Below are 21,263 nucleotides of genomic sequence, written 5' to 3'. Positions count from 1 at the left end.
GGGCGTTAGCCTCAGACGGTGCTAGAATTCGGGCCGCTTGCCCAGGTGGCGAAATTGGTAGACGCACCAGATTTAGGTTCTGGCGCCGCAAGGTGTGGGGGTTCGAGTCCCTTCCTGGGCACCAAGTTATTATTTTTCATAGTTCAAGCATGTCCATTAAACCCGCGTAACTGCGGGTTTTTTATTGGGTTTTTGTCCGGTTGTGTGTAACATGGTTTAAACATATCCAGTGCTCGGTGTGTATAACTCTGGGTGTAACTGGATGAAAGCCTGATGGAGTTACACACATGCCGTTGAGTAACACTGCAATCATCAATGCCAAACCTTCGGACAAGCCCTATACGCTGACCGACGAGCGCGGCCTGTCTATTCAGATTCAACCAACTGGCGGGAAGTGGTGGCGCCTGCGGTATCGCTTCGACGGCAAGGCAAAGATGCTATCCCTCGGAGTATATCCCGACGTTGGGCTCAAGGAAGCCAGGGATAGGCGCGAAGAGGCTCGCAAGCTCTTGGGGGCGGGTGTTGATCCAGGGGAGCACCGCAAGGCACATAAGGCTGCAAAAACTGAGCGGGCAGCCAACAGCTTCGAAGTGATTTGCCGCGAATGGCTTGAGCAGCGCAAAGATACGGTTGAGCCTGCCCAGACTGCCAAGACCTTGGCCCGGATGGAGAACGACGTTTTTCCATGGATTGGCAGCAAGGCGATCACCGAAATCACCGCCCCTGATGTACTGAGCGTAATGCGCCGCATGGATGAGCGAGGTGCACGCTACACCGCACACCGTGTGCGTAGCGAAATAAGCCGAGCATTCCGTTATGCGATTGCCACCGGCCGTGCTGAGCGTGATCCATGTCCAGATCTGCGCGGGGCGATTCCGCCAGCTAAGGAATCGCACTTTGCTGCGATTACCGACCCCAAGGAAGTGGGTGGGCTTTTAAGGGCATTTGACGGCTTCAGCGGTACGTTCGTGGTTAAGTCGGCGCTACTCCTCGCTCCGCTGTTATTCACTCGCCCTGGTGAGCTACGAAAAGCAGAGTGGGCAAGTTTCGATCTTGATAAGGGTGACTGGCGCTATTTCATCAATAAGACGAAGACCGAGCATCTAGTCCCACTGGCAACTCAGGCAGTGCTGATACTTCGAGAGTTGCATGCACTGACCGGCCGTGGTCGCTACCTTTTCCCGAATGCCAGAAGTAGCGAACGGCCTATGAGTGAAGCTGCCATCAATGCAGCGCTTCGCCGGCTGGGTTATGACACCAGAACCGAAATATCAGGCCATGGCTTCAGGGCAATGGCCAGAACGATCCTACACGAGGAACTGCACGTAAAGCCCGAGGTTATCGAGCACCAGTTAGCGCATACCGTTCCGGATGCCTTGGGTACTGCCTACAACCGCACCAAGTTCCTCAAGGAGCGCAAGGCGATGATGCAGCTATGGGCTGACTACCTGGACAAGCTGAAGGCGGGGGCGGAAGTCATTCCGCTTCATGGGGATGCTGCTTAGGGGGATGTGATGTTTTCGTCAAAACATGCAATTTGGAAAGCTGCAAATGCCGCAGACAGGCTGGATGACTGGCTTGGTAACGCTGAATTCATGATTGGAGAGTGGTCAGCCCAAAGTAGCGAGGGGGTTGAATTTAAGAGTACTTGGGAAATTATTCTCGCAGGGCTATTACTTGAAGATGACCTATTGCCAGCACCGGCGCGAGTGGCTTTTGCGAAAGTGATGCTTCAAACCATCGGCGAGGCTAATGCCAATAAGATTCGGGTGAATAGTCTGCACATTGAACCACCGAAGCCAGGACGCAAAGAAGACCGCCAGCAAATGGGCATAAGGCTTCGCAAGGTTGCGGGGCTAATTAAAGAAGGGATGCCTGCTACCGAAGCCTACAAGATCGTGGCAGAAGAACACTGCAAATCCCCTGAAACCATCCGGCGAGACTACGAGAGAGCGATCAAGAGACCTCGCAAACAGAAGAGGACCGGGGAAATCGATAAATAATTTCCCCGGTGCGTTTCCGTATCTGGCTCAATATATTTCAAGTCATGTTTAACAACGCCCAATAGGGTGCAGACATGGCCGACATCAAAACATTGCCTGAAACCGGATTTCTGAATCTCTACGATATTGTTTGTCGTCCAGAAATCACCCCAGAACAATCCGCCGCAACATACCGAGCATTTGAAGATGCCAAGGTACGGGGCGACGCTAAGGCTATCGAGAAAGCCAGGTTCAACGTCAGGAAACCTCGATGCGCAACAAGGGGTCTTCTGCCAATTTCGAAATCAACATGGCTAAACGGTGTCCGGACTGGAAAGTATCCGAAGCCCGTCAAGCTCGGACCAAAAACTACGGTGTGGCGAGTTGAGGATATCCGCGCGCTAATCAATAGTTTTAGCCAGTCCTGAGGGCTGGCCATGTTCGCCAATTCGTTGCGGCCGCTCGGCCGCGCATGTCGCATGACCCCGAGCCGGTTCGAAAAGCCGGCAGGTTGCCAGCAATGGTTGCCGAAATCGCCGATACTGGCGACGCGAACCCCGCGCAGCAAGCGCTCCGGGAGCGTTCGTGCTGATGGCACGGCCATCTACCGGGATGACCTTTCGAGGATCATCCAAATGTTTACCCCGAAAAACAAAACCCCCAGAACCGGCGAAGAACTGGGGGCTGACGAAGCAAGCGAGGCGGGCAACCTCAAGGCCAATGGTACATCACCGGCCAGCATGTTGTTCGCTGTGGCTGATCAAATCATCGAGACGTTTCCAAGCATCATGACTAGAAGGACGAAGCACCAAGCACAAGCTCGGGTGTTGCGTCTGTTCTTGTCGGCGCTGGCTGCTGGTCGAATTGGACGGGCGGTGTGAAATGGCCCGATCGAGGAACATCAAGCCAGGATTTTTCCGCAACGAACTGTTGGCCGAGTGCTCGCCTTTGACTCGCTTGCTGTTCGCCGGCCTGTGGTGTCTAGCTGACCGCGCCGGGCGTCTGGAGGATCGTCCAAAGCGCATCCGTGCCGAGGTTCTGCCTTACGACGATGGCAGCGTCGACGAGATGCTAAACGAGTTGGATCAAGCCGGTTTCATCCTGCGCTACCAGGTTGGCGGTCTGCGATTCATCCAGGTGCAGAACTTTGCCAAGCACCAGAATCCACACCACCGGGAAGCTGAAAGCACGATACCTGCACCGGTCGAGGACGGTGCTAGTCATGCACAAGGCACGGACAAGCCTGGGGCTAGCCTGGGGCTTGCCCCAGATAAGCCTGGAACTAGCCGTGCTGATTCTCTGATTCCTGATTCCCTTAACCTGATTCCTGAAGAAGTGGCTTACGCCACTGTCCCCGGCAAGCCGGCGACCGAGCAGAAACCGGCATGCCCAGCTGAAGATATAGTTCGCCTCTACCATGAGGCCATGCCCGATAACCCAAGGGTTCGGGTACTAAATGACTCACGCCGGAAAACCATTCGGGCACGTTGGAAGGAAGCAGCCAGTCTGACATGCAAGCCATTCGGCTACAGCAGCCGAGAAGATGGGCTGACTGCCTGGCGGCAGTTCTTCGAAGTCTGCGCCGAGTCGGATTTCCTGACCGGCAAGGCCACACCGCAGCCCGGAAAGCCGCCATTCGTGGCTGATATCGATTTCCTGATGTCGTCGGCCGGGTTTGCGAAGTGCCTCGAGAACAAATACCACCGCGAGGTATCTGCATGAGCCAGGCCGACTATTCTCACCTTCACAGTAACGACGCGGAGCAGTCGGTACTCGGGGCACTGCTGCTCCCCGGGTCCAATGCAGTCGACCGGCTTGGCAACCTCAAGCCCGGCCACTTCTTCACCGAAGCACATCGCCTGATCTTTGCCGAAATCATGGCCATGGCCTCGCAGGGGATTGCCATTGACCCCGTCACCGTTGCCGAGCGCATAGACGCTGCCGGCTTGTCGGACAAGACCGGCGGCTTGGCCTACCTTGGCGAATTGGCGTCGAACACACCGTCATCAGCGAACGCCGGCCGATATGCGCAGGTTGTGGTCGACAAGGCACTCGAACGCGAGCTCGTTGCTGCGGCCGACCAGATTCAGGCGATTGCCTCCGGGGTCGGATCGACCAAGGACAAGCTGTCGGCTGCACAGTCGGCAATTATGGCCATCACTGAGGCAGCCGAACCAAAGAAGCCAAAACTGATTCGCGAGGTGCTGATACGTGCTGTTGCAACGATCGAACGGCGTGGTGAAGGTTCCGACAACGCGATGCCTACCGGTTTCAGCGCTCTCGATACCAAGCTGTCAGGTGGACTTCGACAACCAAACCTCGCAATTGTCGCCGCACGCCCAGGCATGGGTAAAACGGCGCTGGCCGGGTGCATCGGCTACAACACGGCATCGGCCGGCGTGCCGACTCTTATCCTATCCATGGAAATGGGTGACACCGAACTGGCTGACCGCATGATCGCTATTGCCGGGCGTGTGCCGCTTGATGACATTTTGGCGGGCAACATGAAAGGCGAGGCCGGTGACCGCATCCTGGCCGGTACAGCCAGGCTGCACGAATTGCCGCTGATCATTGACGAGCAGGGTGGGCTGTCGCTGTTCGACATCGCCAGCAAGGCCAGGTCGGTGAAACGTCAGCATGGCCTTGGCCTGCTGATCATCGACTACCTGCAACTGGCGTCTGGCGATGGTGATACCCGAAACAGCCAGATCGAGGGCATTACGCGGGGATTGAAGGCACTGGCAAAGGAACTGGAAATCCCAATTATTGCCCTGTCGCAGTTGTCGCGGAACTGCGAGAGCAGGCCGAACAAGCGCCCGATGCTTTCCGACCTTCGCGAATCCGGCGCCATCGAGCAAGACGCCGACATCGTTTTGATGTGTTACCGGGATGACTACTACGACCATTCCAGCCCTGATGCAGGAACGGCCGAAATAATCGTGGCCAAGAACCGGCAGGGTTCCACTGGGATGGCTCGGCTTGCGTACATCGCACCTCAAACACGCTTCGAAACGTTGGCACATGATTGGCGCCCGACTGTGGTTGACCGGCCGTTTGCGCAGAAAAAGCGGAAAGGGTTCGAATGATGAGCGCCCTCGAAAACCTCGCTGCAGCAAAAGCCAAGGCCGATGCCATGGCCAACTTTGACCGGTTCATTGCGGCCCGGCGTGCTAATGGCTGGACTGATAGTGACGTTGCTGAATACCGCGAATCCATCCGCATCTTGATGAGTGATGACGATGCCGCAGCGCTGGCGTTGTTTCCATCCGGCACCTATCAGACCGCGGAGCAGGCCAGACAGGGCGCCCGGGAGTATTGGGCTGCTTCGGTGTCGGCATGAGCACCAACCACACAACCAGGAACGAATATCCATGAACCAATTTCACGCCGATCCGCGCGCTGTCGCTGCTGGTCTAATGCTCCCGCAAGCGCATCCAACCGATGAGCCGAGATTCACCGATGCCGGCCTGTTCGCGATGGTCGGGGCGTTTTCCTACAACACCGAAATTGAAGAGACGAGGCGATTGCACAACCTCAGCGCCCTGTCCCGAGTGTTGTCCGCGGCCAAGGATGGCGGGCTGGATGACTGGGCAGAAATCTGTCTGCTGGTTTTGTTCGCTGAGGGCGTTTCCCCAATCGATTCCGGCGAGAAGGGCCAACTGCTGGCAGTGCTGTGCCGCTTGGTTTCCTTGTCGGTTGGGCGTGGCCGCATGCTTAGCCTGGTCAAAGGATCCAAGGCGCACTGATCATGACTGCCGCCCTTCGCCAGCCAGCGCCGGCCGATCCGGTTGCCGATGCAGCACGGGTGCTTGGTCGGAAAGGCGGGCGGCCGAAGGGATCCTTCAGTTCGCCATTGGCGGAATGGATCCGGGCAGAGGTAAAGCAGCGTCGGGCAGAAGGCTACCGTTGCCGGGAGGCATTCGAGATATTGCGAGACAGTGAAGAGCCTTGCGGCAAGGACGTTTTCAAGGTCAAGGACTGGACCGCAGATGACCACAACCTGGACATCGGAACCCGCGTCACTTGGGACAACTATAGAAAATTGTGGAATCGCACGGGACAAAAACCGGTTTCTGTCCCATCTACCCGGAAAATCTGATTTACCAGAGCGCATGAGTGCTCGCCTCACAGTACAGGAGCGCACTCATGGCCAAGCAAACCCAAAAACCTTCCCTCCGTCTCAGCGTGCCGCCACCCGGCACCTTGGCCTATGCGGACGGCGGCAAGATCGATCCGGACGAGTTGATGCGGCAGATGACCGCGAAATATGGCGCTCCTGCCGCTGGCCCAGCCCCTCAGAAAGCCGTGCAGCAGGCGGTTCAACAACCCGAACCTAAGGCGCAGCCTAGGCCGGAGCAACAAGGCATTACGACCGGCATCATCGGAATTCTGAAAGGGCGTAAGGAAGCGATCGACAAGGCTACCGGCTATGCTCAGGGCGGGAAGATCAGCGGCCCAGGAACCTCGACATCGGACAGCATACCGGCCACAGTCCGCGAGACTGGGGAGAGTATTCGCGTAAGCAACAGAGAACGCATTGTCAGCGCTGAACAAGACCTGTTCCTTGAAAGCGTTGCCAAGGCTGCCGGCTACAAAAGCCTAGATGCCATGCTCGAAGACGGTACCGGAAAGCCGGTCGGTCCTGTTGTGAAGGCGGGAAAGCGTGCAGCAGCAACTGGTATGGCACCGGAGACTGACCCGGATACAGATGGTCGACGGCAGTACAGCCCGGCATCTGGCGATGCGTTTGCCAATCGTTCTGCTCCCACCGGTAGCGTTGCCGCGGCGATTGCTGCACCTCCGACGCTTGGCGGTGCGCCGTTGGCCAGATCGGAGCCCGCCGGGGTGCTGACGAATCCAGCGGCCAGCGGAATCACAATTGATCCCTTTGGGCCCAAGCCCGAAAAGCTTGGATCTGGCTTGAGCGGTCTCGAGTTGTCAGTTTATCCAGGTCAGCAACCGACCAAGCCAGGACGCGACTCGTCCGAAATCATCACAGCCGATTCTGCGCAGGCTGCGATGGGGGCGGGCATGCAACGTTCGGGCGGCAACTCCGGCACGATCGACATGAAGGGCGTAAACGACATCATGGCCCGCGAGAACAAGACGCGCGGCGACATGATCGATCTGTCGATCGCAGCGAATGGTGGAAACGGTATCGGCATCCTGGGCGATGGCGGTATTGAAGCAGCCAATGCCGAGAAGTCTGCTCGCTGGCGTCAAGATGACCTGCTATCACAGTCCAGTCGCGGAAATCAGAGCTCAGTTGCCGCCGCCATTCATGCCAATGCAACAAGTGATGCTGAGGCTCGCCGAAACGAGATCACAATTCGAGGTCAGGATCTGGGTTACGGTGCCAAGATGGCAGCGCAAGGTCTGACTGCCCGTGGTCAGGACATCAGCCTGCAGCGAGCCCAGGAACGGAACGACGTTCTAACCCGGGGCCAGGATGTGCGGGCCGGCACCGCCGCAGATCGTACAGCTTCGAACGAAGCCATTGCAGCGGCGAGGATCACCGAGCGTAGCGGCCCGTCGCTCGGCCAGCAGCGCGGCAATGCCGAGATTGATGCCGCACGCTCGCGCGTTGCGGGCATGGATGCCACCGAAATCAAACGCCGGACGGCCAACTACACCGCAACCGGCCGCGAGAACCCGGATTACGACCCGACACTGGCCAAGGCCGTTACGCTGGCGAACCGGCGCAAGGTTGGCGCTGACGACGAATTCGACCAGCGCCAGCAGGCGCAGCCGCCGGCCGGCACCGATGGGGATGTGATGACGCGCTTCCGCAGCGACAAGGCGATGCAGGGTTACAAGCTGGGAAAGCAGAGCGACCGTGGACATGAAGTCTTGGATGGTACTGGCAATGTGATCGGGTATTGGAACTAGGTATGCCTATCATTCCTCGCTCGGATAAGCCGCAAGGTGATTCACATCCACAGCTTCAGCGTGACTCGCTAGCACTATTTACTTTGCTGCATTGCCAACCTGAATCGCACTCTGCTCGTACTTTGCAAGCAACTCAACAACTGCGGTTCGCTGTTCTGGTGAGAAATTTGGCGACGCAACTGTATTCGTTGCGAATTGTTGAGCGAATGCGTTCAGGAATAACGAGACTTTGTGGGCATCTGTCGAAGTTGCCAGGAGTGCGCTGATGACAAATCTGGATGCCTCCAAGCTGACTTCCAGCGCAGCTATGCGTTCTTCTAAGGTCATGGGCCGTTCCTTTCGTGAAAAAGCTATGAGAGTGGAATCCGTAGCCTATCACCTTGGAATGGCCCGCCCTATTCATTACGAGTATTCGCGCCATGCCTTTCACACCGCTTGAGCAGTTTGATGAAGCGCCGCGCCGTGGCTTCAGTCCGTTGGTAGCGTCGCATCCGAAGCGTGGCTTCACGCCGCTGCCGGATACGGAAGATCGCCCGTCGATCCTGAAAACGGCTGCCCTGGAAAACCCGCTGACCGCGATCGGTGAAACAGGGGCCAACCTCGCCAGCCAAGCAGTTGCCTTGCCGGTTGCAGGACTGGCTGGTTTGGCAACCGAGGCAGGCAACGCCCTGGGCATGACCGACAAGAAGGGTGCTGATGTCGTGCACCAGGTGGGTGAGGCGCTGACCTATCAGCCTCGCGGCGAAATGGGCAAAGCAGCAACCGATATTGCTACGTACCCGTTCCAGAAATTGGCCGAGGCTGGCCAATGGGCCGGCGGCAAGACCTTGGAGGCGACTGATAGCCCAGCTCTGGCTACTGTGGTCGATACGACGATCCAAGGTGTTCTGCCGATGGTCATCGGGCCTGCAGCAAAGGCAGGCAAATCTCGCATCACCGGCAAGGTTGAAACAACGCCCGAAGCCATCGTGCCAGAGGAGCTGGCAACGAACGCAGGCCCGGCTGTATCAGAGGTAGCCCGGCCGGCTGATGGCCCCTTGGCGCGCGATCCTGTAACGCATGACGGAGCGATTGATGGACAAGTTGCCCAGAGAACTAGCGGCCTGGAAAACAATGCTGAAGCGCTGTTACAACCCGAAGTTCACGGGGTACCCGCAATACGGCGGAGCGGGGATTACAGTTTGCCTGGCGTGGCGGACGAGTTACCAAGCGTTCCTGTCCGACATGGGGCCGGCGCCGAGCCCGACATCATGGTTGGGACGACTGGACGTGAAGCAGGGGTACGGCCCCGAGAATTGTTGCTGGACGACACGAAACGATCAGATGAATCGGCGCGCTTATTGCCAGAAGATCGAATTCAAGGGACAGGTAATGACAGCATCCCAGGCAGAGCAGGCCCACGGAATTCTGGGGAGGGATTGCCTGTTGCGCAGGGCGAGGCTTGGCCTGTCTCTCGAGATACCGGTTCGGAGATGGTTCAAAAAGTCGGCCTGGCTGACCTTGAACGGCGAAACGCTACCGATACCCGAATGGTCAAGGAAGACCGGAATTCCGAGGGACGTATTGCTGCGCCGAATCAACGCGGGATGGCCAGCCGAACTAGCCTTGAATCCGGAGAGGCGCCGCGGCCGCAAGCCATGCTCGACCCGAATGCTGGTCCCCTGAGCCGATCTGCCGCCGTTGCTAGACCTGATTTGGTGAATCCGGCCAGTGCATTTTCTGATCTGCTCCCCGCTTCTCGGCCTTCGGCCGAACCAGCACGCGGTTTTACACCGCTTGCCGAACCTGAACGTGCAGCCCATCCAGGCACTGAGTATTCCTTCGCACCAGGTGCGAATTACGCTCCGCTGATCGATGATTCCCGGGCGCCGGTTGGTACCGCGCCGGCCACGGCTGTCGGGCGAGACAAGCCGATTCGCCGCGAGGACATCATCGTGCCATTCGCCAAGGATCTGGGCGCCTCGATCTACACCGGCCGGGTGAAGATGAAAAACGCCCTTGGCTTCTTCCGCCGAGGTAACGAGGAAGTACGCATCAAGCGACATGCTGACCTTGAGGTGACCGCGCACGAAATGGCGCATTTGATCGACGCTCGCGTCCCGGAGTTGTCCCGCGAGTGGCGCAGCAACTCTGCACTGCGCAAGGAACTGAAAACGGTCAGCTACGACAAGGAAAGCGTGTCTGAAGGCTGGGCTGAGTCTGTTCGTCTGTGGATGACGCAACCGGATGTGCTACAGCAGCGCGCACCGATGGTCTTCAACTGGATCGAAGGCTTTGTGGCCAGCGACAAGAAGTACGGACCGCCGATGCGCAAGGCGCAGGAAGGTATGACCGGCTGGTTTGCGCAGGATGCCGTCGACCGGGCCCGTTCCAAGATCGGCGACCACCGTCCGCTGTCGGACGCCATGAACGGTATTTTCGATCGCTTCCGGCAATCGACCGTAGATGACCTGCACGGCGTCTATCGGATGGAGCGTGAACTGCAGGGCGGCAAACTGGAACCGGTGGGCGCGTATGAATCTGCTAGGCTGTCGCGTGCTTCAGCCTCGATCGCTGACGGCGCTGTACGCTTCGGCTACCCGGTAAAGAATGCTGACGGCAGTTTCACCTACCGCGGAAAAGGGCTGCAGGACATCCTCAAGCCGGTGGCCGAACGCCTGGACGATGCACTGCTGTATTTCGTCGGCCGGTCTGCCAACGAGTTGATGCTGCAGGGGCGGGAGCACCTTTTTACCAAGGGTGAGATTCGCGGCATGCTGGCCTTGGAAACACCGGAAGCCCGAAAGGCCTTCGCCGAATACCAGGCCTGGAACCGTGGCGTTCTCGATTTCGCCGAGGCACAGGGCGTACTTAATCCAGAAACGCGCGCCAAGTGGAAGCGCACCGAATACCTGCCGTTCCACCGTGTGGAGCAGCCTGGCGGCCTAAAGGGCAAGCCGGGCGATTGGAAGGGTATCGAAGCCTTGACCGGCGGTACCGAGAACATCCGCGATGTGCTCGGCAACATGATCGGCAACGCGGCTCAATTGATCGATATCGCCGTGAAGAACGAAGCACGGGTGAAGATTGCGAACCTGGCCAGCCGGCCCGGCGGTGGCAAGTTCATGGCCAAGATCGATCCCGGCAGCCGGCCGGTCAAGGTGTCCGGCAATCAGGTCATGGACGAAATGTTCAATCGCTACGGCCTCCTGGTCGATGGCGAGGCTCCGGCCTTCTTTCAGTTCATGCTGCACAACCAGGCACCGGCCGGGAGCAACGTCGTTGCAGTCCTGAAGCAGGGAAAACCAGTCTGGTACGAAGTGGCTGATCCGATCCTGTACCGGGCACTGAACGCCATTGACCGGCCGCCGATGGACTGGCTGACCAAGTGGCTTGGCCTGCCGAAGCGGGTAGGGCAGACGACCATCACCCTGACGCCCGATTTCATGCTGGCCAACATCGCACGCGACACGATCATGGGTTCGGTTATGAGCCGATCCGGATTCCGGCCAGTGATCGATTCGCTCCAAGGGATGCGCCTGCGGATGACCGAGGATCCTCTGTATAAGGACTACTTGGCCAACGGGGGCGGGCTGTCGAGCATGTTCCTGGATGAAGGTCATGTGCGGACCAAGCTCGAGAAGTTCTACAACCGGCAGGGCATAGATTACCGCACCGTGCTGGATACCCCGGACAAGCTATTGGGCGCAATCGAGACAATGGCTGATGCGTTCGAGATGAGCACGCGCCTTGGAGAATACAAGCGCGCTATCGATGCCGGCGAACATCCGCGCCATGCAGCCTATCAAGGCCGTGAGGTATCGACTGACTTTGCCATGCGGGGCGACTCCAAGGCGCTGGGGTTCATGTACGACACGGTGATGTTCCTCAGGCCGGCTGTGATTTCGATGGATCGCCTTTACCGTGGCATCGCCCACGATCCGAACAAGGCAGCCATCGGCGCCAAAACGGCCATGCTCGCCCTGGCATCGGTTGGCCTCTACATGCTCAATCGTGACGATCCGCGTTTTCAGTATTTGCCGGATTGGGACCGTGACGCGAACTGGCATTTCTTCGTTGGTGATCAGCATTTCCGCTATCCGAAGATTTGGGAGATCGGCGCCGTGGCCAGCGTGGCAGAACGTACCACCGAGAAGCTGATGCAATCCGATCCTGCCGGGCTCGGCAAGGACTTCGCGCGCATCGTTAGCAACACGTTTAGCCTCAATTTCATGCCGCAGGTCGTGGCGCCGCTAGCAGAGCAAGCGACCAACAGGAATCCCTTCACCAAGGCACCAATCGAAACCCCGGGCATGGAAAACGTGCAGCCCTTCCTGCGCGCCAAGCCGAACACCAGTGAAACCATGAAGGCCTTGGGTATGGCAACCAGCAGCCTGCCGGAATCGCTGCAAGTGCCGCCGGCCCGCGCCGAGGCTCTGCTGCGTGGATACCTGAACACCTGGGGCATGTATGGCTTGATGATGTCTGATCGCGCCTTCTTCGGCGACAAGTTGCCGGAGACTCGGACCGATCAGCTGCCGGTCGTTCGCCGCTTCTACAGCCAGGAACCAGCCCAGCACACCAAGTTCGAGACGCAGTTCTACGACATGCTCGGCGAGGCAAAGCGCCTGCAGGGCACGCTGCGCGAACTGGACAAGATGGGGCGCCCGGATCTCGCTGACCAGAAAGAGCAGGGTCCGCTTGCCGGTGAATCGAAACCCCTCGAGCGAGCCAACAAGAACCTGCAGGGGATTAATTCGGAAATGCGGGATGTTCGCCGTGATCAGGGTCTGACGCCGGCCGAGAAGCGCCAGCGATTGGATGATCTGACCGTCGAACGCAACTTGTTGTTGAAAGACGCCGTGCTAGCCGCCAAGGCTGCGCAGCAGCAGAAATAACCCAACTCTTGGAGCACTACAAATGACTACTCGTTCGACTTGGTACGCCCATCAGTGCATCGCAGCCTCCGGCCTGGCTGTGATGGATTCCCGCATCGCCTGGCAGTTGCGTCCCGATCTGTGGAGCGGTGCGCAAGATTGCGGCATCACCTTCCGGAAGCAGCAGAGTGTCGATGGTGCCAGGCGCCTCGTCGCTACCTTCCCGACCTACGGTGATGTGCAGGTCTATGCCCGTTCCCTGGACAACATCGAAAATCGTTTGCTGTGGATTGTAGGAGAAGCACCCACAGAGATTGTCGAATGGCAGCCTGAGGTGCCGGCGGTTTCTCCCCAGATGGCTGCGAAGCGTGCAGCCAACCAGAAGGAAATTGAGCGGCTGGAAACGTTGCGCAAGATTGCTGTTGAAGTACCACCGAGCCATGACTGCAGCCGGCGCCGTGAAATCCTTGAGGCGCGCAGGGAACTTGGGATGCAGTGATGGACACCTGCGGGGCGAAGACCAGGGCAGGCACACCATGTAAGCAGAAGGCCATCTACTCGAATGGTCGCTGCAAGTTTCATGGTGGGCTGGCTACCGGGCCAACCACCGAGGCGGGCAAGGAACAGAGCAGGATCAACGGCAGGAAGGGGGGAAGGCCGCGCAAGGATGACCCAAAGGTTACCCCAAGGGAGCCAGGCGGTAAGGTTTCGGTAAGGGGGAATTGCGCTGAATTGTCCAATCAAGTCTATGTATTGGCGCCTCCTGAACCGCCGAAAATCGTTCCCGAAAAACCCAAGTCATGGATCTTGAAAGAAGCAAACTATTCGCAACTTTGTGAGCGCTGCGCGATGTTCGCTTCGAATGGCGCGTGCCTGGCCGTCGCCAAGGGGGTTATCCCGAGCAGGCCGACTGGAGACACCTGTTCCGGCTTTTCCGACTTCGAAAAACCTAAATCATAGGGGGCAAGTTATTGCCAAGGTACGGCGAGTTTTTAACGAGGTGGATAGTCAAATGTTGAGTCACGGTCTAGCTAAAGGGGTGCTGGCTGGCGCCCGAAAATACTGGACATCGCCACCGTACAAGAGCTTTCAATGGGACAGCACTTACCCACCGATGCAGTTCGGGACGCCATCGAACGATACGTAGAGCGGAGCGTTGAGAAGCGTTTCACGACAGCCGATATCGCGCGGTTCATGGGCGTTGAAGAGTACCCGGTGCGGGCTGCCGTTTCATGGCTGGCACGCTATGGCGTGATCGAGATCATTCCAGGGGTTCGCAGCAAGCGATATCTTGAGCAGCCGGCCAATCGCAGACTACACGGCGATAGCTATTCGGTGTCGATGTACCGGATCAAGGAAAAGTGCGCAGAAGTGGATTTTGCGGCGCTGAATCGGGCCTTCGGATTCGCCTAATGCATCACGCCTGTGCGTTCCTAGGCTTTCGATTCGATCAGCTTTTTAGGCAGATCCGGAAGGGCGTAGCCATTCTTGTCGTAGGAAAGGAAGGGCGCGCTAGATTTGCCTTCCAGCTTCTTGATTTCAGCGCCTACCGTGTTCTTGATCTCGATGTCGATCTTTGAGTGCAGGGAGAACATTTCCTCGTTGATGCTCTCCATTGCTGATCGGAGTGCGGTTGCAGCGGTTCCTAAGCCTGGAATAGCGCAAAGCTCGTTCCAGAGATAATTTTTCACGAACGTCCAGAGGAAGTCCCAAGCGGAATTTAGCGCGAAGTAAGACCCATTCTTGCACTTCTTGATCGTGGCAATGACCTTGCTGAGGGCGTTCATCATCGTAACGCTGTCGACTTCACCGCTGGCCTGGATTTCTTCCAAAATACGCACGACGCTTGTCGGCGCGCGTTTAAATTTGACCACCTGTGCGCGTTGAATTTTGACCAGGTGTGATAGCCACCTGACATAGGTGGGCTTGTGGATAAGTGTAGCTCAGAACAACTGATTTCCGAGCCACGACGAATGCGTTGGGAAAGCCGTGGAGGACGGAGTCCGGAACGGATTTCCCAACGCGGCCTCGATCAGAACGGATCTGCTTCGGGTGGATTTCCCCGCTTGCTCTGCTCCCGCGCCTTGATCCTCGACTTGGCCGTTGCCGTGCTGTGCCGGAAGCGAAACGACTCATTCCCGGTCTCGACGATATGGCAGTGATGCGTCAGCCGGTCGAGCAAGGCAGTGGTCATCTTGGCATCGCCAAAGACGCTCGGCCATTCGGCGAAGGTCAGATTGGTCGTGATCATCACACTGGTGTGCTCGTAGAGTTTCGACAGCAAGTGGAACAGCAAGGCGCCACCGGCCTGACTGAACGGCAAATAGCCCAACTCATCGAGGATGACCAGATCCATGCGCAGCAGCCCCAAGGCAATCCGCCCGGCTTTGCCAGCAGCCTTCTCCTGTTCCAGCGCATTGACCAGATCAACCGTCGAGAAGAAACGCACCCGCTTGCTGTGATGGGTAATGCCCGAGACACCCAGCGCCGTCGCGAGGTGGGTCTTGCCAGTGCCCGTGCCACCAATGAACACGACGTTCTGGGCTTCCTCGGCAAAGGAGAGGTCGGCCAGTTGCCGGATCAGCTTCTGATCCACCTTCGATTGTTCGAAGTCGAATCCGGCCAGATCACGATGTACCGGGAAGCGGGCCGCATGCATCTGATAGCCAATCGAACGCATCACTCGATCAGTATGCTCGGCTTGCAGTAGATGTTCGATCAGCCAACGTGAGGCTTCGACACGGCTGCTACCGTTGGCTGTCAGCTCCTCCCAGGCACCGGCCATGCCGTGCAAACGCAGTTCCTTGAACTCGCTCATCAGCTCACGCATGATCAGTCACCTCGGTACGCAAGCGGTCATAGCGGCCGGTATCGGCAATCGGTACTTCGCTGAGGGTGAGTGGCGTTTCCACCGGTGGCGGCATGGGACCCGACTTCAGGCGGTTGAGCATGTTCTCGATGTGCTCGGCACTGGGTAGGCCGGACTCCAGCACCAGATCGACGGCAACCAGCACCGCTTCCAGATCAAACTGCGAAATTGCCGATAGCACTTTGGCCATCACCCGATCACCACCTTCCCGGCGCAGGAGCAAGCTGCGTAATCGTTGCAATGGCTCCGGCATGTCGGCAAACGGCGCGCCATTTCTCAAGGCCCCTGGCTTGCGTTCGATCAGCGGGATGTAGTGCTGCCAGTCGTAGAGGGTTTGCTGCCGACTGAAGTTGCGGGGATGACTGGCCACCCGAGTATCGTGCGCCACAATGTCGATCCGTTCCGGATAAAGACGCAGGCTGACGGCTTGGCCCACCAGTTCGCACGGTACCGAGTAGCGGTTGCGATCCAGCGTCACCAGGCAGGTGCTCGATACCTTGCCCAAGGTTTCGACGTAGCCATCGAAGGATGCGACCATCGGCATCAGGCTCGGTTGTTCGTGTTCGAGCATCTCGGCCACTGTCAGGTCAGCGTACTCGGGATGACGCAATTCCTGCCACAGCCCCCGGCAGCGCTCGAGCAGCCAGACGTTCAGTTCGGTGAATGAACTGAATCGCTCCTTGCCGGCATCCTGCCAGAGACGGAGCCGACTATCCTGGACGTTCTTCTCGACGACGCCTTTCTCCCAGCCGCTGGCGACATTGCAGAAATCCGGATCAAACAGGTAGTGGGAGGCCATCGCCGAGAAGCGCGAATTGACGATGCGGGATTTGCCTTTCTGCACCTTATCCACGGCCGTCTTCATATTGTCGTAGATGCCGCGCCGGGGAATGCCACCCAGCGCCGCAAACGAGCGGGTATGGGCATCGAACAGCATCTCGTGACCTTGCGTCGGATAGGCTTGAACGACAAAGGCCCGACTGGCGCAGAGTTTCAGATGTGAGGCGAGAATCTTGCGCCAGACCCCGCCAATGACCAGATGCTCTTCGCTCCAGTCGAACTGGAAGGCTTCGCCCAACTCGAAGTGGAGCGGAACGAAGGCTTTACTGACGGCTGCACCGCCATCGGCCCGCCAGCGCCGGATGAATTCGGTGACCCGGCAGTAGGTACCGGTGAATCCGGCGGCCTGCAATTCGCCAAACAGTTTCAGTGCTGTGCGCCGATCCCGTTTCGGACGGCGGGCATCCGCCTCCAGTGCCTTGATCAGGCGCGCCGCATACGGGGCAATCTTGATGTTCGGGTTCTGCCGTTCGTACTTCGGCTCCGCCCCTTCCGGTGTCCGTAACCAACGTTTGACGGTGTTCCGGCTATACCCCGTCTTCCGCGAAATCTCGGACAGCGATAGGCCATCCCGATAAAACAACCGCCGAATCCTTCCCAGATCCTTCATGGTGATCATCTCCTAAAATCCTGCTCAAAAAATGAGCGGACGAGTTAATCACCCTGGTCAATTTTCAGCGCGCACACCCCCACTTTTCTGGTCAGTTTTCAACGAGCGTCAACAGGTGTTCGACGAGTAGGGCAACTGCATCCTGGTGGCCGGCGTGTTTTGCGGCCTCGGGATCGAACCGAATCCGATGATCGGGGCGAGTGATGCTGGTATTCATCCCCGTGCCTTCCGCAGCACAGCCGTTTGATTGAGCAGTTCGCAGGCATCGCCGACCGCAAAGGCCACACCCTGGATAGCCTCGGCCGATAGCTCTTCGCTCATGATGCCTTCGCGCAGCATGGCAGCAAGGCAGGACAGCGTTGCCTTGGCAGATTGCAGGCGCTGATTGGCGTCATTGAACTTAGATTCAGAAACGTTGATGGTGGTCATGGCTAGATCCTCATTGATTGCCGCTGTCGTGCTGGCCGCTGGCGGGGTTGAAGGAAATCGTATTGCTGCAAATAATCGTACGACTAGTCGTATATGGCGTCAACAACTATTTACGACTAGACTACGACCAGTAGCAAATACATCACATTGGAAGCAAGTAATGTCGAAAACTCAGGAAGCGATCGCGCTGGTAAACCAGGGAATGACGCCGTTTGCGGCTGCCAAACAGGTCGGCCTATCGGCGAATACACTCTATGTGGCGCTGAAGAAGCAGAGGGAAAAGCAGGGCATTGAGGCCTGCCCCTGCTGTGGCTCCTTGGTGCAAGCTGAGAAGATCAATCGGGATGTGCTGAAGGAACCAAAGTAATGTCAGTTGATTGGGCGACTGTGAATTGGGGATCTGTTGCTGACTGGGTATCAGGATTAGGGTCAATGTCGGCAGGTATGGTTGCGCTGTACCTGGCGCGGTCATCTGAGCGCATTCGCCTTCGTGGATTTTGTGGAGTTCGAACTATGGTCGGTGGGGGCGTTGATCCAACCGACTTCTTTTTCTTGTCTGTTACGAATGTCGGTACGAGAAGCACGGTGATCAACAATGTCAGCATGCAGGTCGGAAGATTTCGAAAAAAAAGACATGCTGTTATTACCGTCGTAAAAGACAGGTATTCAGTTGGCATTCCGTACGCTATCAATGATGGTCAGGATGCTTACTGGGCAATTCCACTTGGGGACAATAATCAGTGGATGCGTGATCTGTGCGATGGCTTTGTATTGTCGCCATCGGATGCCAAGACCCTTCGAATCAAGGTCCATACCAATCATGGCCAAGTACTTGCGATCAAGCCTGACCCTGAGTTCGTAGAGGATTTAGTGAAAATTCTTGCCGAGATCGATCATCAAGCGCCAACGCTCAGCGCTGGGTGAGTCTTTGCGCCTTCAATAAACAGGTGGCAGCAACGAATTGGTGTGTGTAACTTTGTGTGTAACTTTGATTTGTTTTAAATTGAAATCGTTGTGCTGCAATTAATACGGCGATTTATTCGAGTCCCTTCCTGGCACCATCAAGCAGTTGTTCATTGTCGTTGTCAGTCCATGGAACCCGCCGCGCGCGGGTTTTTTGTTGGCGGTTTCAAAGCGGGCTGAATTGTCGCCCGATTCGCACGATTTCGTTCCCATCGACACCTGCCGCTTCGGCAAATTCAGGCCAGCGGGCAATGGCCGACTTGACTTCCCGGATGACCTGTTTGGCCGGCCCGATGCCGAAACGGTCGGCGATGGTCAGGCAATCGCCTTGCGTGATGGCGGAAAAACGGCCGCCGATGCCCATCAGGTGTTGGTAGGTCCATTCCCCTTGCGGATTGTAGGCGTGGGTCACGTCGTAAGCCGGGGCTAATTCCCATTGGCCGCCCTGGCGGAGCAGGAAGGAGAAATTCTTGCTGTGGTCGTCGCAGTTCGCCGCCATGATGTTGAAAATCATCCGGCGGAAGGCTTCGGTGAGCGCTGCGTGGCCGAGGCCCAGTTGTACGATGGTCAGGAACAGTTGGCTGTAGTCGTGCGTCGCCTTCTGCTTGTAGTCGAGGTGGGCCATGGCGCACAGCGTCTGCATGTGATGCTTGTGATTGCCGTCGCGGTCGAAACGGCGCGTCATGAAGTGGGCGCGGCCGTTCTCCTCGAGCAGGCGGCAGGGCATCATGGTTATGCCGGCTTCCCGGGCCATCAGCGAATAGGCGTACTCGATGCGGCCATAGTCCTGCGAAGCCCCCAACTCATTGTCCTTGCCCATGCCGTCGAACTTGAGCAGCCAGTGTTCGAAGCCCTCCTCGACGTCGAACTGGCCGGCCCGGATTTCATCGGTGGCCGGGTTCCAGGCGATGGCTGCCTTGGCCCGTGCACCGCCGGCCGAGGTGCCGACCTGGATGATCTGGGCCAGCGCGGCCTTGGCATGTGTATCGGTGTCGATTTCGCCGTGCACGGCCTGGCGGGCGCTGTCGACCAGTTTCGAGAGCTTGATCGCGGTCTGGCTGGCGACGTTGGGGCCACGGGTCGGACGGAATTCGAGGGCACCCATGCCGCGTTTGCCCATGTAGGCCAATCGGTCGAGCGGCGTGATCGCCGACTTCGCCACGCCCTTGCTTGCCATCCAGGCGTCGATCAGGCTGTTGCCGAAGTCGTCGGGAAGCGCATCGGCCAGCAGGGCGGGCAGGCGCTTGAAACTGGCTTCTGGCAGGTCGGTGAAGATGAAGGGCTCGCGGGCTTTGGCGAGCGGCATGGTCAGTGGTGACAGATCAATGCCGGAGGCAACGAAGCGCGGATCATATTCGAAGGCGTAATAGCCCAGCCGGGGGTCGAGAGCGACGGCGCCGACGGTTTGCCCCCAGATGCGGACTTCGATGGCGTGAACGGGACGATGCATGCTTATTCGGCTTTTGGCTTGCGGGGGCGCGAAGCACGCTGACGTACAGGTTGCGTCTTGAGCATTTGCAGCGGGCTAATCGAAACGTTCGGAGCCAGGGTTTCCAGCCAGGCGGCACGGTCAAGCGCACGCAGGGTCTTGATCAGCGTTTTCAAGGTTGCTCCTTTGCCGGATTCGAGATTTTTCAGCGCGCTCAGGCCAATTCCCGCTCGCCTGGCTAGTGACTGCTGGTCGAGATTGGCGCGCAGACGAAGCTGGCGGACTTGTTCCCCCAGCTCGGCTTCCCAGTCTTCGGTTGCCTTTGATATATCCATTTAATGGTTGCTTAAAAGTCCGCTAATTTAATATTTATATATTATGGATTTAAAAACGTCTATTAATTTTATTTCAGTTCTCGATGCCCAGTACTTCGCTGAAAAACTGCCTGGCCGGCAAGCGGAAACCGGCTGCATTGGGGTGGCCCCCGCCGCCATAGCGTGCCGCGATTACCGATACATCGGGGCTGCTTCCTCTGGAGCGCAGCGATGCCTTGACCTCGCCGTCGCCTGAGAGTTGCCAGATCAGTCCGAAGCTCGCCCCTTTTTCGGCCAGCAGGTTACCCAGATCCGATGCAAACAGCGCGTTGGCATTCACGGCCAGCCCGTTGACGGCAAGCCAGCTTCGATCGCCTGAGGAGACAATGGCTTGTCCGTGGCGTAGCGCCTGCAGGGCGTCCACCGGTTCACCGCGCAGGCGTGCCGGCCCACACAGGCTACCTTGCGCCAGGCCATCAATTTCGCGCTGGAAGAATGTTTCGATGGCCGTGCCCGATTTCACCATGTCCACGTAGCGCTCAGTCGATTCATTGTCGGTGTCCACAATCAGCGCATGCCACCTCTCCAGGTCGAACGGCATCAATCGCAAGGCGCGGCAGAAGGGGCGTGTACCGGCCAGCGCAAAGCGCCACATGTCCTGGTCTTCAATGTGCCGGATGGCGAGGGGCGTGGGGGTTTCCGGATGAAAATAATCCCACGTCAGGCGAGCGCCCGATTTGTTCAGGTTGAAGTGGATCTTGAGTGGCAGTGCCGGGTGGCTGTAGTAATACGCCTCGCCATCCGGCTGGGCGATAGCTGACCATTCCTTCAAGGCCGAGGCGTGGTGGTCGATCTGGGTTACCGAGCGGGCGACTCTTGCCATCTCCTCAAGTACTGCCGGCGGAAACGAAAAGTCGAGGATGAAAACCTCGTGTCCGGCCACATCGTCTGTGTTCCAGTGCTCGCCGTGGTGCATGGGGCGATAGATGGCATTACTTCGATAGTGTCGCCAAGCGGCGTAGGCCGCTCCGAAGCCATCCAGGCAGTCGCCGTGGTAAAGAATCGTGACAGGGTGTTCCATG

General features: G+C 57.9%; 26 protein-coding genes and 1 tRNA gene. 17 read left to right on the top strand and 10 right to left on the bottom strand.

Annotated elements, in window-relative coordinates; translation table 11 throughout:
* Window positions 1–39 precede the first annotated feature (39 nt).
* From AB6Q56_RS08875 to AB6Q56_RS08825, 11 genes are all read left to right on the top strand, one after another.
* Window positions 40–124: transfer RNA gene (locus tag AB6Q56_RS08875), tRNA-Leu, on the top strand.
* A gap of 163 nt (window positions 125–287) precedes the next feature.
* Entirely contained in the window at window positions 288–1,505 is a 1,218-nt protein-coding gene (locus AB6Q56_RS08870) for a tyrosine-type recombinase/integrase (RefSeq protein WP_434516688.1), read from the top strand.
* 9 nt (window positions 1,506–1,514) lie between these two features.
* Entirely contained in the window at window positions 1,515–2,003 is a 489-nt protein-coding gene (locus AB6Q56_RS08865; RefSeq protein WP_434516687.1) for a hypothetical protein, read from the top strand.
* A 74-nt stretch (window positions 2,004–2,077) separates the two neighbouring features.
* On the top strand, window positions 2,078–2,410 hold the full coding sequence (locus tag AB6Q56_RS08860) for a helix-turn-helix transcriptional regulator (protein ID WP_434516686.1): 333 nt from the start codon (window positions 2,078–2,080) through the stop codon (window positions 2,408–2,410).
* 9 nt (window positions 2,411–2,419) lie between these two features.
* A complete protein-coding gene (locus AB6Q56_RS08855; RefSeq protein ID WP_434516685.1) occupies window positions 2,420–2,863 on the top strand; it encodes a hypothetical protein in 444 nt (147 codons plus the stop codon).
* 76 nt (window positions 2,864–2,939) lie between these two features.
* Window positions 2,940–3,704 (top strand): hypothetical protein, encoded by a 765-nt coding sequence (locus tag AB6Q56_RS08850; protein ID WP_434516684.1) that lies wholly within the window; start codon window positions 2,940–2,942, stop codon window positions 3,702–3,704.
* Window positions 3,701–5,068, top strand: coding sequence for a replicative DNA helicase (gene dnaB, locus AB6Q56_RS08845; protein WP_434516683.1), 1,368 nt, complete (start codon window positions 3,701–3,703; stop codon window positions 5,066–5,068). Before AB6Q56_RS08850 ends, dnaB begins: the two co-directional genes overlap by 4 nt.
* Window positions 5,065–5,322: a hypothetical protein gene (locus tag AB6Q56_RS08840; RefSeq protein WP_434516682.1), complete on the top strand. Its 258-nt coding sequence runs from the start codon at window positions 5,065–5,067 to the stop codon at window positions 5,320–5,322. The genes dnaB and AB6Q56_RS08840 overlap by 4 nt, the downstream gene beginning before the upstream one ends.
* 31 nt (window positions 5,323–5,353) lie before the next feature.
* Window positions 5,354–5,728 (top strand): hypothetical protein, encoded by a 375-nt coding sequence (locus AB6Q56_RS08835; RefSeq protein WP_434516681.1) that lies wholly within the window; start codon window positions 5,354–5,356, stop codon window positions 5,726–5,728.
* A gap of 2 nt (window positions 5,729–5,730) precedes the next feature.
* Complete coding sequence (locus tag AB6Q56_RS08830) at window positions 5,731–6,081, top strand: hypothetical protein (RefSeq protein ID WP_434516680.1); 351 nt, start codon at window positions 5,731–5,733, stop codon at window positions 6,079–6,081.
* Between the two features lie 47 nt (window positions 6,082–6,128).
* Window positions 6,129–7,871, top strand: coding sequence for a hypothetical protein (locus AB6Q56_RS08825; RefSeq protein WP_434516679.1), 1,743 nt, complete (start codon window positions 6,129–6,131; stop codon window positions 7,869–7,871).
* Between the two features lie 78 nt (window positions 7,872–7,949).
* Here the strand turns inward: AB6Q56_RS08825 and AB6Q56_RS08820 are convergent, their stop codons facing one another.
* Together AB6Q56_RS08820 and AB6Q56_RS08815 are read right to left on the bottom strand one after the other, a co-directional pair.
* Complete coding sequence (locus tag AB6Q56_RS08820) at window positions 7,950–8,198, bottom strand: hypothetical protein (RefSeq protein WP_434516678.1); 249 nt, start codon at window positions 8,196–8,198, stop codon at window positions 7,950–7,952.
* A gap of 68 nt (window positions 8,199–8,266) precedes the next feature.
* Window positions 8,267–8,752: a hypothetical protein gene (locus AB6Q56_RS08815; RefSeq protein WP_434516677.1), complete on the bottom strand. Its 486-nt coding sequence runs from the start codon at window positions 8,750–8,752 to the stop codon at window positions 8,267–8,269.
* 1,053 nt (window positions 8,753–9,805) lie between these two features.
* Here AB6Q56_RS08815 and AB6Q56_RS08810 point away from each other — a divergent pair.
* The 4 genes from AB6Q56_RS08810 (at window position 9,806) to AB6Q56_RS08795 (ending at window position 14,140) form a co-directional block, all read left to right on the top strand.
* Window positions 9,806–12,748, top strand: a complete 2,943-nt coding sequence (locus tag AB6Q56_RS08810) for an LPD38 domain-containing protein (protein WP_434516676.1) — start codon at window positions 9,806–9,808, stop codon at window positions 12,746–12,748.
* Between the two features lie 22 nt (window positions 12,749–12,770).
* The gene (locus AB6Q56_RS08805; protein ID WP_434516675.1) at window positions 12,771–13,226 is read left to right on the top strand and encodes a hypothetical protein; all 456 of its coding nucleotides are present in this window, start codon (window positions 12,771–12,773) and stop codon (window positions 13,224–13,226) included.
* Window positions 13,226–13,687, top strand: a complete 462-nt coding sequence (locus AB6Q56_RS08800; RefSeq protein WP_434516674.1) for an HGGxSTG domain-containing protein — start codon at window positions 13,226–13,228, stop codon at window positions 13,685–13,687. Before AB6Q56_RS08805 ends, AB6Q56_RS08800 begins: the two co-directional genes overlap by 1 nt.
* Before the next feature lie 132 nt (window positions 13,688–13,819).
* Window positions 13,820–14,140: a hypothetical protein gene (locus AB6Q56_RS08795; protein WP_434516673.1), complete on the top strand. Its 321-nt coding sequence runs from the start codon at window positions 13,820–13,822 to the stop codon at window positions 14,138–14,140.
* A 20-nt stretch (window positions 14,141–14,160) separates the two neighbouring features.
* Here the strand turns inward: AB6Q56_RS08795 and AB6Q56_RS08790 are convergent, their stop codons facing one another.
* The 5 genes from AB6Q56_RS08790 to AB6Q56_RS08770 form a co-directional block, all read right to left on the bottom strand.
* Window positions 14,161–14,601: a hypothetical protein gene (locus AB6Q56_RS08790; RefSeq protein ID WP_434516672.1), complete on the bottom strand. Its 441-nt coding sequence runs from the start codon at window positions 14,599–14,601 to the stop codon at window positions 14,161–14,163.
* 158 nt (window positions 14,602–14,759) lie between these two features.
* The gene (gene istB / locus AB6Q56_RS08785) at window positions 14,760–15,560 is read right to left on the bottom strand and encodes an IS21-like element helper ATPase IstB (RefSeq protein WP_434517117.1); all 801 of its coding nucleotides are present in this window, start codon (window positions 15,558–15,560) and stop codon (window positions 14,760–14,762) included.
* Window positions 15,550–17,046: an IS21 family transposase gene (istA, locus tag AB6Q56_RS08780; protein WP_434517118.1), complete on the bottom strand. Its 1,497-nt coding sequence runs from the start codon at window positions 17,044–17,046 to the stop codon at window positions 15,550–15,552. Before istA ends, istB begins: the two co-directional genes overlap by 11 nt.
* A 91-nt stretch (window positions 17,047–17,137) precedes the next feature.
* The gene (locus AB6Q56_RS08775; protein WP_434516671.1) at window positions 17,138–17,263 is read right to left on the bottom strand and encodes a hypothetical protein; all 126 of its coding nucleotides are present in this window, start codon (window positions 17,261–17,263) and stop codon (window positions 17,138–17,140) included.
* Window positions 17,260–17,475, bottom strand: coding sequence for a hypothetical protein (locus AB6Q56_RS08770; protein WP_434516670.1), 216 nt, complete (start codon window positions 17,473–17,475; stop codon window positions 17,260–17,262). The genes AB6Q56_RS08775 and AB6Q56_RS08770 overlap by 4 nt, the downstream gene beginning before the upstream one ends.
* Before the next feature lie 160 nt (window positions 17,476–17,635).
* Between AB6Q56_RS08770 and AB6Q56_RS08765 the strand changes: the two genes are divergently transcribed.
* Window positions 17,636–17,842, top strand: a complete 207-nt coding sequence (locus AB6Q56_RS08765; RefSeq protein ID WP_434516669.1) for a hypothetical protein — start codon at window positions 17,636–17,638, stop codon at window positions 17,840–17,842.
* Entirely contained in the window at window positions 17,842–18,399 is a 558-nt protein-coding gene (locus AB6Q56_RS08760; protein ID WP_434516668.1) for a hypothetical protein, read from the top strand. Before AB6Q56_RS08765 ends, AB6Q56_RS08760 begins: the two co-directional genes overlap by 1 nt.
* A gap of 205 nt (window positions 18,400–18,604) precedes the next feature.
* Here the strand turns inward: AB6Q56_RS08760 and AB6Q56_RS08755 are convergent, their stop codons facing one another.
* The 3 genes from AB6Q56_RS08755 to AB6Q56_RS08745 form a co-directional block, all read right to left on the bottom strand.
* Window positions 18,605–19,888, bottom strand: coding sequence for a type II toxin-antitoxin system HipA family toxin (locus tag AB6Q56_RS08755; protein ID WP_434516667.1), 1,284 nt, complete (start codon window positions 19,886–19,888; stop codon window positions 18,605–18,607).
* Window positions 19,889–19,890: 2 nt separating this feature from the next.
* The gene (locus AB6Q56_RS08750; RefSeq protein ID WP_434516666.1) at window positions 19,891–20,202 is read right to left on the bottom strand and encodes a helix-turn-helix domain-containing protein; all 312 of its coding nucleotides are present in this window, start codon (window positions 20,200–20,202) and stop codon (window positions 19,891–19,893) included.
* 73 nt (window positions 20,203–20,275) lie between these two features.
* Window positions 20,276–21,262, bottom strand: a complete 987-nt coding sequence (locus AB6Q56_RS08745; protein ID WP_434516665.1) for a DHH family phosphoesterase — start codon at window positions 21,260–21,262, stop codon at window positions 20,276–20,278.
* Between the last annotated feature and the right edge of the window lies 1 nt (window position 21,263).

It is taken from the genome of Dechloromonas sp. ARDL1, from assembly GCF_051122455.1.
Taxonomy (GTDB): Bacteria; Pseudomonadota; Gammaproteobacteria; order Burkholderiales; family Rhodocyclaceae; genus Azonexus.
The sequence above is the reverse complement of the archived record's forward strand: the minus strand, read 5'-3'. Positions and strand labels throughout refer to the sequence as shown.